Here is a 16,244-nt window from a genome sequence, read left to right as displayed (position 1 = left end):
ACGGCCCCGAGCCAAGGACAAAGATACTAGACTAGCTGAGAGGGAGCCGATGGCCCTCCATTCAACGAAATGGAGTGCTGCCCTCAAGAATGAGCCGGCTCAAACCATCGAGATTGCAGCGACAGCGTGCGGAAAGGCGCGCGAATTGCCTCAGATGAACCCTGAATGTCGCGCGCCATGGAAAACTGCCCCCTCAGCGTCACGAGGAATTGCCCCCTCCTCGGATAGCTGAGGAGAGGCCGAATGAAGCGGGAACGAATCACTGAAGGCTCGCCGTGGAATGATCCACGGGGGCAGGTGATGAAGACGCCGGATGACGTGGCGGAGATGATGCGCCTGAGGGCGTGCGGGTGGGGCGTGAAGCGGATTGCGCGGCAGCTGGGCTGCAGCCATCACACGGTGAAGGACTATGTGGCGGCGGGCGGGGTGAAGCCGTTCAAGTCGCCTGAGCGGCCGAAGCGTCTCGACGGCCTTGAGGGTTGGCTGCGCGAAAGGCTCATTCGGCATCGCCGCAATGCCGACGTGGTGCGCCAAGACCTGTTGGCTGAGAAAGGCGTGGCCGTCAGCCGGCGGACACTGCAACGCGCCGTGCAACCCTATCGCCAAGCGCTGAAGGCGGAGGCGCTGGCGACGACGCGATTTGAGACGCCGCCGGGCCGGCAGCTGCAGATCGACTTCGGGGAGCGCCTGGTCGAGATCGGAGGGGCGAAAGTCAAGGCATTCGTGTTCGTGGCAACGCTTGGACACTCGCGACGGCTCCATGTGCGTGCGTTCCGGGCCGAGAGGCAGGAGCATTGGTTCGCCGGGCTCGAGAGCACATTCACGACCTTCAGCGGTGTGCCGGAGGAAGTGCTGATGGACAATCCACGCGCGCTTGTGGTGCGCCACGACGCGGTGAGCCGGTCGGTTCAGTTCAACGACAAGCTGATCGCCTTCGCAAAACATTGGGGCTTCCGCCCTCGCGCCTGCGCGCCATATCGGGCGCGCACGAAGGGCAAGACGGAGAACGGCGTCGGCTACGTGAAGAAGAACGCGATCGCCGGTCATTCCTTCCCAAGTTGGGAAGCATTCGAGGCGCATCTCGACAGATGGGAGCGTGAGGTTGCGAACGTTCGTATCCACGGCACGACCGGCGAGGCGCCGATCATCCGCTTCGCGCGTGACGAGATACATCGGTTGAAGCCGCTCGGCGGGCAGCCCTCGTTCGGATCCTTGCGTGAACTGACCCGCGTCGTCGGCAATGATTGCGCCGTCGAGATCGACACGAACAGCTACTCAGTACCGTGGCGCCTGATTGGCGAGCGCGTGGCGGTAACGATCTCGGCCGGCGAAGTGCGGATCCGCCATGGATTGCACCAGGTTGCGGTCCACAAGCAATCGGAGGGTCGCCGGCTGCGGATCATCGACTCCGCCCATCTCGATGGTGTTGCTGGTCGCAATGGCGCGGTCCGCCGAGCGGAGATCGCGGCGGCGGTGCTGGCGCCGTCCTCACCGCCGTCGTTGTTACGTCCTCTTGCCGAATACGAAGCCGTGGTCGGAGGAAGCTTTTGATGACGCGGGCAAAAAAGGTAATGGAAGCAACGACCGATCCGCTAGATGCCATGCTGGCGCGATTGCAGCTCTCCGGGATCCGCGATCAGCTCGACAGCCTGCTCGACGAGGCGGCGCGCGCGAACCTGTCGGCGCGTGAGACGCTGATCTTGCTGTGCGAGCGAGAGATCGCACGCAAGGACCATCGCCGCATCGAGATGGCGCTGAAGCTCGCACACTTCCCGGCCGTGAAGGAGCTTGCTGGCTTCGACTTCGAGGCGCAGCCGTCAATCGATCCAAAGCAGATCCGCGATCTTGCCGCGTCACGTTGGATCGCCAACGGCGAGAATGTGCTGCTGCTCGGGCCGCCAGGCGTCGGCAAGACGCACTTGTCGATCGCGCTGGGGCGAGAGGCAATCCTGGCCGGGTACACCGTGCAGTTCACCACGGCGACGACGCTGGTCGCAGGTCTTGCCAAGGCGCACGGCGAGCGACGCCTGGACGAGAAACTGCTCGCGCTGTCGAAACCAAAGCTGCTCATCGTCGACGAACTCGGCTACTTGCCACTTGAACCTGACGCGGCGCATCTGTTCTTCCAACTGGTCAGCCGGCGCTACGAAACCGGCGCCATGCTGATCACGTCGAACCGCAGCGTTGCCGAATGGGGCGCAGTGTTCGCCGATCCCGTGGTCGCCACCGCGATCCTCGACCGGCTCCTGCACCACAGCCATGTGCTGACGATCCGCGGCGACAGCTACCGGCTCCGCGCCAAGCGCAAAAGCGGCCTCATCAAGACGCCGACCGCCGGTGACGGCCCTCCGGTCGGCTCCGCCTCCCTCCGGCCCGTCACCGGCGGAAACAACCTTCAACCGAGATCATAATCCCGATGGTGGGGGCAGTTCTTCATGACGCAAAGGGGGCAGTTCCGGATGGCGTTTGACACCCTGAAGGCCGGACAGCGTCTCGACAGCTGCATATTGCGCGATCGAGCTCCTTTGGGAAAAGGTTCGACTCTGGACGAGATTGATTGGCCTCGACAAGGGTCAAAGGTCCTATGCCGTACAGAACGCACCAGCCGGTCATTGTTGCCCCAGTCCCGAGGCTTGCAAACGTCGCGTTGAAAACGACCTGCTTCGCGCCGCAAAAATATGGTCTAATCGATACTGGAATTGAGCCCGTGATCGCGACTGAAATCTCGCTGACTGGCCGGGGCAGCTGTCTGCTCCCTACGAGCGCGGTGCCTTTCGTCGGCCGACGTGGATTGCGCAGATGCCGGCCTCGCAGGCAGCAAATGAGGTTTCGAAATCGGATTCGCCCTGACCGAGTGTGATCACGTCCGCGGGCGCGGCGTCTGCATCTCATTGAGTAACGGCCGCGGTTCCGTTGCCGCTGATGCAGATCTAGCGAAATGTAAGGGGCGACTGTGGTTGCTGCGGCGGAATACGATGCGAATTACACGTCCGCAGCTGTATAGCCATAATACAGGCGTTGTTACTATGAATAGGGCGTGCTTCGATTTCGTCGCCGATCGGCATTGCGGGGCGCCGCGTACCACTAGGCGAGGTGAGATCATCGGCGCGTAACGCGCTTGAGAGCTTGACGTCTGGTCGGATCCCAATGTCAACGTTGTGATCGTTCCGTCCGCCCTGCGGCGGACGCGGCGGTTGTACACCCGTCGCAAATTGAAAGTGTGGTGATCCGAAGCGGCTTTGGTACTGAAGTCGTGGTCATCGGCGGCGTACACGGTGTGGGACGGACACGAAGACCGCAACTAGAGAAAGTAAACGCATTCCGAGAGTGGGTGCTGGTCGACGTTGCACGGTACTCTAGCGCTCTGCTCTGCGGGTTCAACCAAGTTCGGCGATCTTACGAAGCTTAGCTAGCTAAGAACTGCCATTCGCGGGACCACCAATGCCAAGGTTCCGTTCTTCGATGATCTAGCGGATTCGAGCCACGAGCTGAATATGTTTGCGGCGCACGCCGCGATCCGGGAGTTTCTGAGTATCGCTGCGAATGAGATGGCGTTAAGCCCGCGAACGCATTCCACCTCGAGATAGCCCGATGCAGGTGAAGCCGACTAGTTTCGTTGAGTCGTGCGCTATGCTTGCGTAATGAAGCACGTGCCAAATGGAACAGTCGATGGTTCCTCCTTCTCTCATCTTAAATCGTCGCACCGAACGAGACAGGACGGCTAAAGTTCAGGTTCATAATGATGGGACGCTCATTGAGCGGAAGCAATGATTGGCCGGTGATTGTCGGCCGAGAAAACCTCCGGCGGAAAGCCTGTGGGTTGCCTACTTGAAGGTTGAGGTGCGCACGTTCAAGAACATCGGTTAGCGAATGCAAGGCTTCGACGGCTCGGCGGATGCAGAAGGGCGGTCAATTCTTCGTGTTCTGCAGTTCACGGCCTAGGAGTATCGAGCTCGATCTCACGCGCGACTTCGATGATGCTCTGGATGGTGTCGGTTCTTGAAAGGAGCACATTTCAGAGCTTCAGCGCGGTTGATAAGAAGCCCGCCAAACGCGCCCCGCTTTCGCGGGCAACCCAGTTAGCGGTACGATTTCTGCCGGCAAAAACAATCGGCGGAGCGCAGGCGCTTGAACGGGAATCGAGGATCTCAATCACCATGCTCCTCGGTGGGCATGACAGCTCACACTCATGTGAAACAATCCATTGCGGAGGTGCTCCGGCTTGTGATCGTCATGCGACTGTCGATCCATCGTGCTGCCCACATCGCAGCTTTTGGAACGAGCATCAGCGACTTCAAAGTTCGGCTGTTGGCCAGCAGTTGGCTGTGTTCTTGGCTGGGCGGCTCAACCTGGAAGGAATAGCTCAAACGGAAACGGAGTTCTCCTATCAGTTCTGAGAAGAGGCGTTCGGCGAGTATGCGCCGTCGGAGCGCGTCACGGTGAAGCGTACCGTGTGTGTGCTTGCGGGGTGTCACTGTTGATTTTTGGGCGCGACGATGCAGTCGACGCTTAAGGTCTTGGGAGCGCATTGATACTTGGTCACCGCACAAGATGGGCACGGGGGTTTTGATCGAATTATCCATCGAGTGTCACTGAATCGTCTCCCCCGGCTCTAATAGGGCGGGCCGCAGAAGCGTTGGCATGTCGGCCATCTATCAAAGCGGCCGCACAGGCTCGCGCGCTGACTGGAGCTCAGCCGTTCAGCTGGTCAGCAGTGGCTCATGCTCAGCTGTGTAACGATGTAACACGCGCATCGAGCGGAAGCAATGATCGGCGGATGATTGTCGTCCGACACGGGCTCCGAAGAAAGCCTCTGGGCTGCCTAGTTGAAGGCTGAAGTGGGCTCGCTGAAGAAATCGGCTGGCCGCGGTTGAACCTGCGATGATGAACGAGTGACCCCGGCTTTGAGTGGTCAGCAGGTGCAGAAGAACGATCACATTGTTATATTCTGCAGTTCACGGGCTGGGAATATCAAGCTCGATCTCACGCGTCGCTTCGATGATGCTCTCTGGATGGTGTCCGTTCTTGAAGAGAGCGTATTTCAGAGCTTCAGCGCGGTTGATAAAAAACCCGCCAAACGCGCCCTGTTGTTCACGGGCAACCCAGTTACCGGCCCGATTTTTCCCGACGAACACAATCGGCGGAGCGCAGTCACTTGAATGGGAGGCGAGGACCTGAATCATCATGTCCTTTGCGATGACAGCTCACATTCATGTGGAACAATCCATTTCGGAGGTGCTCCGGCTAGGGATCGTAAAGCGATTGTTGAGCTTTGGTGCTACTCACATCGCGGCATTCGAGAACCAGCATCTACGACTTTAAAGTGTGGCTATTGGCCACCAGTCGGCTGTGGCCTTCGCTGCGTGGCCTGGAAGGAATAGCTCAAACGGGAACGGAGTTCTCCTATCAGATCTGATGACCTGCCACTGAGTATTTCCTCCAGAAGGAGTTAGAGTCCGGCCCGAAGAAGGACGGACAGATGAAGCGAGCACGGTTCACGGAAGAGCAGATTATTGCGGTGCTGAAGGAGCATGAGGCGGGGGCGAAGACGGCCGATCTGGCTCGCAAGCACGGGATCTCCGAGGCGACGATCTACAATTGGAAGGCAAAATTCGGCGGCATGGATGTTTCTGAGGCGAAGCGGTTGAGGGCCCTGGAGGAGGAGAACGGGAAGCTGAAGAAGCTTCTGGCCGAGCAGATGCTCGATGCAGCCGCACTTCGCGAGCTCCTTTCAAAAAAATGGTAGGGCCCGCCGCCAAGCGCGCTGCGGTCGCGCATCTGCAGGCCGTCATGAGCCTGTCGGAACGGCGGGCCTGCTCGATCGTGGATGCGGATCGGAAGATGATCCGCTATCGCTCCAGCCGCCCGCCGGACGCAGTTCTGCGTGGCCGATTGCGCGATCTCGCCAACGAGCGGCGGCGTTTCGGCTATCGCCGCCTGTTCGTCCTGCTGCGGCGGGAGGGCGAGCCATCGGGAATCAACCGGATCTACCGGCTTTATCGCGAGGAAGGGCTCACCGTCCGCAAGCGGCGTGCTCGCCGCAAGGCCGTGGGGACCCGGGGCCCGATCCTGGTCGAGGCCAAGCCAAATGCCCGCTGGTCGCTGGACTTCGTCCACGACCAGTTCGCCAATGGCCGACGCTTCCGCATCCTCAACATCGTCGACGACGTCACCAAGGATACCTGGGCGCCATTCCGGAGACGTCGATCTCGGGGCGGCGCGTGGCCCGCGAACTCACGACGATCGTCGAGCGACGCGGCAAGCCAGGAATGATCGTGTCCGACCATGGCACCGAGTTCACCTGCAACGCCATGCTGGCTTGGTGCAAGGACGCGGCCATCGACTGGCGCTTCATCGCACCGGGAAAGCCGATGCAGAACGGCTTCGTCGAGAGTTTCAACGGCCGGATGCGCGATGAGCTACTCAACGAGACCCTGTTCTTCGATCTCGACGACGCGCGCGCCAAGATCGCCAATTGGGTCGCCGGCTACAATCTCCAGCGGCCCCACTCGTCGCTGAAATACCTGAGCCCCGCGGCCTACGCCGCCCACCTCACCGCAACGGACGATCGGCTACGCAACCCCGACCAGCTCCGCCGATCGTCCGTTGCTCCACCCGCGCCACTTGGCGTACAAAACCCCGAGACTCTAACTGCCGCTGGATAAAAATTCAGTGGCAGGTCACTGAGGAGAGAGACCGGACGGATGAGGCGCATGCCTTCGGCGGCCAAATAGATTGGTCGAATGAATTGCTTAGATTAGGTGCGGAGGAGGTCATCGGACATCTCGTCAACACTGAACATAAAGCCTGCGGCACCGGGGCCCGATCCCGGTGGTCAGTTCATCGCTCAGCATATTCGCCGCTGAAGCCAAATCCTCCACAGTTTGCTCTGGGCAGATCAGATCCACCAAGCTGCCGGGCAGAGTCCAGCTTGTGGGCAGCTCCGTTACGTCGATGGTCATGAGGTCCATGGACACGAAGCCGACGATTGCCACACGAGTACCACGTATGAAGACGTGCCCCCGATTGCCCAGAATACGCGGAAATCCACCGGCATAACCGATAGATGCGGTGGCGACACGCATCCGTGTCTTCACCTTGTACGACATATGGTATCCGATAGCTTCCCCATGCGTCAGTTCACGGCATTGAATGATCTGCGTTCGCAGACTGACGACTTGCGAGGGCTTGAAGCAGGGGTGATCGGATGTGGAAAAGCCAAAAAGCCCCCCACCGGGCCTTATCAGGTCAAAATGAAATTGACGGCCGGCGAATAGTCTTGCCGAGTTCGAAAGAGAAAGAATAGCTTTCGGAAACAAATGGGTCAGTTTGCGAAAGCGACGTAATTGTTGACGACTGACCTCATTTTTCCACTCTGCGCAAGCAAGCTGACTCATGAATAGCGCTGTGGTTAGTTCGGACAACCCCATTTCTTTCTCGGCGAGTGCCTGCAACTCATCCATGGGAAAACCCAGCCGAGACAGGCCAGTATCAACATGGATACCCGCCGGCAACGCTCGATTGCGACGTCGGCAATGCCGCAGCCATGCATCCAACTGTTGCCTGCTGTTCAGGATGGGCAACAAATCATGCTGCTCGGCAGCCGGCTCCATACCTGGCATCACGCCGTGAAGCACGTAGATCTTGGCAGATGATGGTAGCACAGAGCGTATGGCAATGCCTTCCTCGACATTGGCTACGAAGAAATGCGTGCAGCCAAGGTCAGCAAGGAACGGCGCTATACGTCCCGCGCCGAGACCGTAGGCGTCTGCCTTGACAACTGCGCCGCAACTGCTGCGGGGCGCAAGCGCCTGAAGTTTCCGATAATTGGATCGAATGGCGCTCAGATCAACAATCATGGTCGATCTCGAGGTCTCGCCATAACCGATGTCCGCAAGATCATGAGGGAGGTTTGCTTCGATATTGATCGTATCAGGCATAAGCCTTCACATCATGTCGTGGTGACGACACCGCGATACGGGAAATACAGGGACCTTATTGCCTCTTCCGCACATCCGGGCCCAAAACGAAACCCATTGCCTGCACCACCGCCAATAATTTGCAGACCAGCGACAGTATTGGCTGGGCGGGAGAACGGGACCCCATCGTCGGAGTAGCAATCGCAGAACACACGTGCTGATGCCACCGCGGGCACGTCGCACGAGAACCACTTGGCCAAGATCGCGGTTGCACGCGCAAGATCAGCCGAGCTGACATGCAGCTCATCGGTGTCCGCCCTCACATCCCATTCCTGCGAGGTAAAGCTGAACAGCCAGTATCCTTCCTCAATCATGGGAATGAGGAAAGCGTAATCATCGAACAAGCCGATCATTGGACATTTGGGGGTAGGGCGTGCCGCGAGATGAAGCGCGACGACCTTCTTGACGCGCAATCGCGGTGTGTCTGTGAGATGCGCAAGCAACGGTGAATCGGGTAGCCATGGACCAATTGCGAGGACGGCCCGTCTCGCCAAAAGTTCTCTATTATCCAAGGTTTGAAGAAGAATATTGCTTGGTCCCTGCCGTATCCCTTTAATAGATGTCCGTTCGTACAGAGAGACCCCGGCTGCCTTGAGCCTTTGGGCCAGATCCTGAACAATGCGATCTACTGGACTGTAAGAACCCCGATCCAGTTCCACGGCGGTATCGCTGGGAACAAAGAAATGGGGCAGAGAGGAAAGCCTCTGCTTCAGTGCGGAAGAGGTTGATGGGGTCGTACCGCCCACGCTACTCAGACGCGCGAGCTCTTTGGGATTACGTGCCAGCCAAAACACATCACAGTTGCGACCGACGGGCCAAAGCCCATGGGGATAGATCCCTTGCCAGAATTTCGAACTATGATTGATGAGCTGTCTTTCCCTCTCGTTACGACAGATGTTGATTTGGATGCCGGGCGCAAACCGACTGGCGCCTGCCCCAACGATATCTCGTTCGAAGATGACGAGTCTGTCCCGTGGGCGATTACGCGCTGCGATGAAGGCAGCGCTGAGGCCCATGACGCCGGCGCCAATGATCGCGAGGTCGTAGGTCTCGTTCGTCATCGAGTTGCCATCCAGGAGATAGACAGAGCGCTTAGAATCTCGTTGGCGAGATTTTCCAAATGATGGATCCGATCTGGTCGCAGAAACACAAGGTCGCCTGCCTTGATTGGCAAAGCGGCATCCTCGGTTATGACCTGGCCGTAGCCGCTCGTGATGCGCCAGATCTCCGTGGCAGGATGGGAATGGGGTGTCGAGGCGGCGAACGGATCCAACCGGAATTCAATGAGGTCGACGGGGCAAGTGGTCTGGGGATCGCCTAATCCTTTGACAGTCTGCATCAGTACGCCAGGGCTGTAGACCGTGATGTCACCTAAGGTAATCAGCTGTGCATTCTTCATAGGGTCTCTCAATCGACATGGGCTGGATCGCGGCACGCTGGCTGCCTGCTCGCCGATGAATGGGAGTCCTCGATGCCCGAGCTATACCAGTCGACGACGCCCCGTGCAGGCCCGCAATCGTAAGCTATGCGGCCGATAATAGAATTGAGGACCGTCGAAGCGCGCCAAGGAGTCAAACTGAGATTTGTATCAGCGATGCCATGTTGAAAGCGCGCGCCATTTTGTACGTACAAATGACAGTTTTCGGGGCCATCGAAACGAGCTGAATAGTCCTTCTCAACCAGGATCTCTTGAGAGCCACCAGGCGCACTCACAACCGTGAGGCGGTTTGCGATTGGCTCCAAGAATGAGGGGATTTCGGTGCGATAGCCTGTGGCTAAGACGACAGTATCAGCAACATGTTCTGAACAAATGCCTGTCATCTGTTGACGCAAGCCCAGTAGAAAGGGAGACGCGCCGCTCAACTTGTCTGCGGTGGTGTCGACGCGTATTTGTACGTGAGTCGGGTAGGAACCTCGATGAAACTCGCGATCGTAAAGTGCGTTGTAGATGGCGCGAAGCGTCGAACAGTTGACGCCATCGCTCGCCAACGACTGTTGTTCGAGAAGCCGCGCCCGAGTGGAGCCGACTTGCTCAAAGAACCAGCCACCATATTGCGGAAAGAACCATTCATTGACGAAAGGACTGTCCTCGCGCGCAAATATGTTTGCGCGGCGCGTCACCCAAGTCAGGGATCCCAGCGCGCCGCATGCGCCCGTCAGGAGATGAAGAAAGATTTCGGCGCCGCTTTGGCCGCCACCTACGATCACAACGCGCTTGCTCGTAAGTTCGCGACGTTGAGTGAGAAAGGTGCTTGCGTGAAACACCTCGTTCGGCGGTGCATTCCTGCCCCAATCAGGAATAGAGGGCACTCTACCCACGCCGATGACGGTCGTATGCGTTTGATACTCGCGGCGGTTGGTTATGATGTTGAGGGACTTGCCACGCAATTCGACCGCAACAACCTGTTCGCCGAATTGAACGTTGCCGAGCTTTTCCGCTGCCCATCGCAAATAACCGCCAAATTCGCTCCGGCTAACATGCTCCAGCCCACGGACGATAGCTTGATAGAGTCGCCGCTTTTCATGCAGGTAGGCGAGGAAGCTGTATGCGCTCGTCGGGTCAGCCGGTGTCACCAAATCCTTTAGCGGGCTGGTTTGCATAACGGCGCCTTCTACGAGCAGACCGGGATGCCAGCTAACCGACTCTGACTTTTCGAGTATGTGCAGAGAAATTTCCGGAATCGGGGCCGAGAGTGCTGCCAAGCTTAGATTTGCCGGCCCTGCACCGATTGCGATGACGCCATAACTGTCGCTGTGCTTCAGCATCGCATGATCCCTACGAGGAGCCACTCAATGCTTCCGGTTGGTTGAGAACGTATGAACTGCAAGAAGGACGCCATTCGCTGCGATAAGCATCATCATGCCGATCAGAAGACAATCGAAATTGCTGGCTTTCACAATTTGCCCAGCGACGTATGGAAAGCCGAACAGGCCAATGAAGTAGGAGAGCGTGAATACCTGAGAGGAAATGGCGAAAGCTGTCTCATCAATGTCTGCAATGTGGACAATCATACTATTCAGCGTCGAATAGCTGAGGCCGTATCCCAGCGCGAAGAAGGCCGCCCCGAGAATGTAAATGGCCGTACTATCGACATTGAAGAAGAGAATGAATAGCCCTGCAACAGTGCATGCAAGGAGAAGTGCGGCTACGCGTTCAAGGCGAAATCTTCCAATTATCGGCGCAACCGCGAACCGGAAGAAGACGGCTGTCACCGTGAAGACTAAAAAGAATGTATCGGGAGACTGTGCTCGCGATGTGGCGTAGAGCGATTGAAACGTGGAGAGACCGGCGAAAACGCAGGCGCCAATGCCGATCATGATGATCGGATATCGCGCGTTCGACTTGAAGGCTCTTACCACGCCTTTAAACGTCAGTCGTACAGCAGGCATTTTGATCTGAGGAGCTTGCGCCAGTGCCCTCCCAGCGAAGTCCAAAAGCATCGTACCAAGGATACATGCAACGGCAAATAGAGCGTAAACTGCAATGTAGGATCCAATGGCCTCCGCAGCGGTTCGGGCGAGGGGGGCAGCGAGCCCGATGCCCAGCATTTGAGATCCTGAAAGTAAGGTGAGATACTTGATACGGGCTTCAGCTTGCACGTGACACATGACCTGAAGCGGCGCCAGGATATAGAATACAGACCATCCAATGCCGAGAAGAAGTCCGCCGATGTAGGCGAATAGCGGCGAAATCGATGCGGATGCGAAACATATCATCGCTGCTGCAATCATCGCCGCGGCAAAGGTGATGGTTCGCATCAAGCCTAGTAAATCCGCGATGCGACCAGCTACAAGGGAACTCAGGATTGTCGCGATCGTACCCGTTGAAATAACGGCCCCGGCGGTCGTGGCGCTTTGTCCAATGGACCGCAAAGCTTCAACGAGGAAGAAGCTCGAGCCATAGGAAGCGGCCAAGCTGGCACTGCCAAGCATGAAGGGGAGTGACACCTCCAATGAGACTGCGGTGGGCAGTTTCTCCACGAGGGCGGTTTCCGGGGAGGGTGTCATGCTACGACCTTTCCTGGAGGGCTTTGCTCAATTCTACAGTCACCAACCTGCGCCCATCGATCTTTGGTACTGGTCCGCTTCGCTGGGAGGAGGGCGTCGAAGCGCATGCGGCAAGGGGATGTCCCGCATGACCGAGCCAGCGCCACAAGGCTTCTGCTATTCTGGGCATCAGTGGCCAAGCCAGTATGCTGAATCCCATCAACCATGTATAAGCGGTCTGAAGGTCCGGCGTGGCGTCGAGATAATCGACCCATTCGAGTACCGACTTCGGAGCTCGCGATACTCGCAAGTTATCTATCGAAAGGGCGGCACATTGTTTGCAGTAGAGCCGATCCAACGTGGTCATCATCGTGCCATCGACGGAGCACTCCGTGAGTGCCGGCATTGCGTTTATGCACGCGGTGCAACGATCGATGGCTGCAGTTATCTTGTCCAGAAGTGCATTGTAGCGGTCGACCAACTGTCCTGGCACTAAATTGGTCTCGGTGTCTTCCGGGCAAATTTCGGACAGGTACACTCTAAGAATATCGATGGAAAGATTTGGAGTTCGAGCGATTGCACCCGCCCAGATCACGTGTCCCCGACTGGTGGAGAACTTCGATCCGTTCAGCCGAAGGAAGTGATTAAAGAAGATCCGATCAAATGGGCGAAACGAGTTCTGGCCCAATGCGCATCCGGCAACGCCGACAAGCATCGGAACCGTGTTATCGATGCCGGTAGCGCTAATGAGGAACGCATCGGAATCGCGAGAAAACGGGCTTGGCTTCCCGGAGCCCGCCGTATCTTTGTCGCCGCAATAAAGAGAATGCGCGTAGAGCAGAGAGGAGTAGCTAAACAATATCTGCCGAGTGTTGAAATGCCGCGAATTCCAAGCCAGCCCGTGCAATCCCGGTACAGTCACCCGGATTTGCTGCCCTTTGCGTGCTACATACCGCTTTCCTATCTCCAGAAAGCTGGATTCGACGGCCGCGTCGTGCCACGCCCGTAGAAGTCGGTCTGTTCCCGAAATCGAAAGATAGGCGGAAATGTTGTCCGTCCATTCTACGATCCGCCCTCGCCTCGATACTGGTTTCAGTGCTTCATCAGGTTCGAAATGATGGCCGCATTGTTCGCAGAAGAAGCTACCCGCAGATGCCCCGCAGATAGGACAAGTTGCACTAAGCCAGCCCCCAATGCAAAATCGCTCTTCTTTTGGTGTGGCAGCAGAACCCGCATCGTCCATTGGCAAGCGCACTGCGCGGAAATGTAGAGAGCCAGCTGCGTATAACGCATCCATCAGGGCGTTGCTGACATCCGCAAATCGCTGCAGATTGCTGCCATGCGCTGGATCGTCGAAATGATCGAAAACGATCCCGACCGAGGCGAGATCGTCAAGAATCTTGATATGGAAGCCATGTGCCATGTCCGACGGGTCAATGTTCTCACGAGCCGCTCGGACCAGAACATGGTTCTCGAAACCATCGGTCGTGAGCCCAGAACGGACATGATGCCCCGCCCGCTTCAGGTGTCTCTGTAAAACATCCATTCTGAGAAATGGTCCAGCGGCGTGCCCAAGATGTGCTCTGCCATTCGCTGTCAAGTTGACGGGGGAAATGTATACATCAGCAGGATGCGGATAGGCTACATCTATCCGTGGGATAGGTGGGCTTCTGCTCATGTTCATTCATCCCATAAATGACTCCACGAAGACATGGTGACGCGTGCCAACGGCGTGAGAGCCGTCACCATCATACGTCAGATGCTCGATGCAAATCGTTTCTTCGTAGCAGACGGCGTAACAGCGTAAATGGACCAGCGTTCGCTTTAAGATCAATTACCAGGGTTGGTAGTTGATCGGAGCGTATCTGGTGATGAAGGTGCAGTCGGGGCGGCGGCTTTCCCTCCCTCATAGGGCGCCTTCAGAACTGAAAGGCACCCATCGTCAAGAGTCGGTCAACTGCATGGTGCATCTTCAAAGACTCTCGGCGTCCTGAGATCGCCTGACGGGCTCGTTCTACCCGCCCAGCGGCTGCTAAGAGCGTTTGACAGGGAATTCGAGAGGATATTGTAGTCGCCGACCGGCATTGCGATGGCTCCTTACGACTGGAGGAATTGTGTTGTTGAATTCTATTTGTAGCCAAGATGGCTGAGTGTTTCGTCGTCAGAGCCAGGATTGCGTTGCTGATCAGCGGTCTGAGCCAATCGGCCAGCGGCTCCGAGTCCACCTCCACGCGCCTGCGAAGGCAGAGTGTTAACAGGTACAGTCAGCGCTCGCGCAATAAGCAGCACGAGACATCTTGGCTGTTCCTCCTCTCAAGAACAATGAACTCAATATGCCGCTTCGCAGCCACCTGGTGTCGTCGCCTTTAACCTGCAGGCGCGATACGTTTGGGGTAAGTGCAAATGCGCTTTAATGTATTCGATGTTGTGCGAGCGCTGAGCTGCTTTCTGCCATCGTGGGTGTCTCAGTCATTAGGCGCCTATGCTCAATATGCCGCGACGTGCCTATTGCTGGCGGGCATCATGGGAGGTTTGATCATCAGCGGCAAGCGCGTCGCTCATGCAATTGATGACAGAATGACAGCGCTTTGGCGCAGAGCCGTCGCGCCAACGCTTCGCGCACTCAATATTGCTCGAAGCTCAGCGTCCAATGGACGTGACCTCATCCTGAGGGGATTGCGTTCGGGATGGCCCCATTACATGTGTCCAGCGCTTCCGGTCGTTGCCATCGCTTATCTAGGAATCACCGTGGGCAACCGCCTTGTGTTCACAGCCGTGGATCAAGCTGGCTTTTTTGCAAGCCGACGAAGAACCGCCTGCATCCCGGATGCAGGTGCGCTGGTCTCGTTTGAGACCTCCAATATTTGCTTTGCCACGGGCTACAAGGTCGCTCGTCTTGAGCGATACTATGTCTGAACCAATCCCGATCCGGCAGCCCTTGCCAGGCAGTACAAGGATTATGCGACCAGCAAGGACACCTGCAAAGTCACCGCGGCGACCGCACCCTCGATTGTAGCGAACGGTGGCGTTGAGACGGACGCAAGAGGGTACTCGACCTTTCACAATCAAGATGACGGCACCGAGCTCTCCTGGAGAGAGAACTGTTCACATCCTCATATTGCCACTTCGGCGCTACTTATTCCACTCTTGGTTCCAGCCGGTGGCGCGCTACGGGCTGCTCGGCAGCGAAGTGGACTTCCTGGAGCCTGCCCCGGCGGGCGCGTAAAGAACATGTCTGCTTACGTCAGGCCCAAGGTGACAGGGAGCTGTTCTCTTACGTGAACGATGCAGTCCTCGCCCTCCCGCGTCAGTATCAGTGGCTCTACAAGGACAATGCGGGATGCATCTCATTCTTCATCAAGCCGTCGAAGTCGCCTTTACGGACGGACGTGGGGACCTGGTGGGCTCCGTAAATGGGAACTGGCCGCCCCTGGCGTAGCGACGATTGGCTGTCACCATGCGAACTATAACCTGAAGCTGCGCTGAACGAGGAAATTGCTCCTTTGAATGAGTCAGGTTCTTCTCTAGGCTTCAGGACGGTCGCCTTTAGCGGGCCCACGACGTCCGGCAAGCCCGCTCTCGATATCTATTCGCGAGAGCGTCTGGATCATCGACCTCGGCTTCTCGAACTGCAGGGCTTAGCTCGGTTGATACGCCTCGGAGAGCCGTAAGCGCAGTACTCACCTCGAACCGCTTGAGGTGATCGAGACTCGTCGCGGCGGTGCTGGTCGGATGACGAGAAGCTGCGAATCGTCATCGGATGGTTGTGATAATGCTCGAGCGGCAGGGTTTTAAGCCTGACGTGGCGATCTGTGAGCGAACGGCTCGTTACGGCTCACGCCAGCTTGCGCATCACCTTGGCTTTGAGGTCGGCGAGTCTGTGAAGTTCCTGCCAGTAACAGCGCGGGATGATTTGCACCGCCACTTTTCACCTTCGCCTTATCGCGCGGCTTGCGCGGACGCATAGGCAGGATAAAGGTGGCGTGATCTTGGCCAGCTCCTCGTTAGGTTGGCGAGCTCATAGCGACAGATGGCGGTTACGCCGATCTCAGAGCGTCCCAGCCGATCGCCGTCGCCCCGCCGATCGCCCGCCAAGCATTTAACGTGCATCGCAATCCGAATCAGCTACCGCTTGCGACCAGCGCGCCGTGGCAAACGTGCGGTTGGATGCTCCAGCAGGCGACGAAGACATGGGCCAGCTGCTGCGGGCCGGTCCCGGGCCTCGAACACCGGCACCTTGTGCCCGCGAAGCCGAAGAACAGCTTCTCTCCAGGCCCA

Annotated in this window: 11 protein-coding genes and 1 pseudogene; 5 read left to right on the top strand and 7 right to left on the bottom strand. The window is 57.6% G+C overall.

Features of this window, described 5'->3' with window-relative positions; genetic code table 11:
• The first annotated feature begins 243 nt into the window (after nt 1-243).
• The 3 genes from istA to IVA87_RS07860 all read left to right on the top strand — a co-directional run bounded on the left by istA (nt 244) and on the right by IVA87_RS07860 (nt 4,397).
• On the top strand, nt 244-1,551 hold the full coding sequence (gene istA, locus IVA87_RS07870; protein WP_247333254.1) for an IS21 family transposase: 1,308 nt from the start codon (nt 244-246) through the stop codon (nt 1,549-1,551).
• The gene (gene istB, locus IVA87_RS07865) at nt 1,551-2,411 is read left to right on the top strand and encodes an IS21-like element helper ATPase IstB (protein WP_276576806.1); all 861 of its coding nucleotides are present in this window, start codon (nt 1,551-1,553) and stop codon (nt 2,409-2,411) included. The genes istA and istB overlap by 1 nt, the downstream gene beginning before the upstream one ends.
• Nucleotides 2,412-3,974: 1,563 nt before the next feature.
• A complete protein-coding gene (locus IVA87_RS07860) occupies nt 3,975-4,397 on the top strand; it encodes a hypothetical protein (protein WP_247333252.1) in 423 nt (140 codons plus the stop codon).
• Nucleotides 4,398-4,955: 558 nt separating this feature from the next.
• Here IVA87_RS07860 and IVA87_RS07855 read toward each other — a convergent pair.
• Entirely contained in the window at nt 4,956-5,186 is a 231-nt protein-coding gene (locus IVA87_RS07855) for a hypothetical protein (protein ID WP_247333250.1), read from the bottom strand.
• Between the two features lie 293 nt (nt 5,187-5,479).
• Between IVA87_RS07855 and IVA87_RS07850 the strand changes: the two are divergent.
• Nucleotides 5,480-6,665 (top strand): annotated as a pseudogene (locus tag IVA87_RS07850) (IS3 family transposase).
• A gap of 123 nt (nt 6,666-6,788) precedes the next feature.
• Here the strand turns inward: IVA87_RS07850 and alr are convergent.
• Genes alr through IVA87_RS07820 form a run of 6 tightly spaced genes read right to left on the bottom strand, consistent with a single transcriptional unit; the run spans nt 6,789 to nt 13,644 of the window.
• Nucleotides 6,789-7,940: an alanine racemase gene (gene alr / locus IVA87_RS07845; RefSeq protein WP_247333247.1), complete on the bottom strand. Its 1,152-nt coding sequence runs from the start codon at nt 7,938-7,940 to the stop codon at nt 6,789-6,791.
• Nucleotides 7,941-7,951: 11 nt separating this feature from the next.
• Nucleotides 7,952-9,040 carry an FAD-dependent oxidoreductase gene (locus IVA87_RS07840; RefSeq protein WP_247333245.1) on the bottom strand — a complete coding sequence of 363 codons (1,089 nt, stop codon included), beginning with the start codon at nt 9,038-9,040 and terminating at the stop codon, nt 7,952-7,954.
• Nucleotides 9,037-9,378 (bottom strand): cupin domain-containing protein, encoded by a 342-nt coding sequence (locus IVA87_RS07835; protein ID WP_247333243.1) that lies wholly within the window; start codon nt 9,376-9,378, stop codon nt 9,037-9,039. The genes IVA87_RS07840 and IVA87_RS07835 overlap by 4 nt, the downstream gene beginning before the upstream one ends.
• Nucleotides 9,379-9,386: 8 nt before the next feature.
• Nucleotides 9,387-10,745 (bottom strand): SidA/IucD/PvdA family monooxygenase, encoded by a 1,359-nt coding sequence (locus IVA87_RS07830; protein ID WP_247333241.1) that lies wholly within the window; start codon nt 10,743-10,745, stop codon nt 9,387-9,389.
• 24 nt (nt 10,746-10,769) lie between these two features.
• The gene (locus IVA87_RS07825; protein ID WP_247333238.1) at nt 10,770-11,987 is read right to left on the bottom strand and encodes an MFS transporter; all 1,218 of its coding nucleotides are present in this window, start codon (nt 11,985-11,987) and stop codon (nt 10,770-10,772) included.
• Nucleotide 11,988: 1 nt separating this feature from the next.
• Nucleotides 11,989-13,644 carry a class I tRNA ligase family protein gene (locus tag IVA87_RS07820; RefSeq protein ID WP_256466458.1) on the bottom strand — a complete coding sequence of 552 codons (1,656 nt, stop codon included), beginning with the start codon at nt 13,642-13,644 and terminating at the stop codon, nt 11,989-11,991.
• Between the two features lie 725 nt (nt 13,645-14,369).
• Here IVA87_RS07820 and IVA87_RS07815 point away from each other — a divergent pair.
• Complete coding sequence (locus IVA87_RS07815) at nt 14,370-14,882, top strand: hypothetical protein (RefSeq protein ID WP_247333234.1); 513 nt, start codon at nt 14,370-14,372, stop codon at nt 14,880-14,882.
• Nucleotides 14,883-16,244: the final 1,362 nt, after the last annotated feature.

Source organism: Bradyrhizobium sp. 147, from assembly GCF_023073935.1.
Lineage (GTDB): Bacteria > Pseudomonadota > Alphaproteobacteria > Rhizobiales > Xanthobacteraceae > Bradyrhizobium.
Note: the sequence above shows the minus strand (reverse complement) of the source record. Positions and strands in the feature narration are given on the sequence as shown.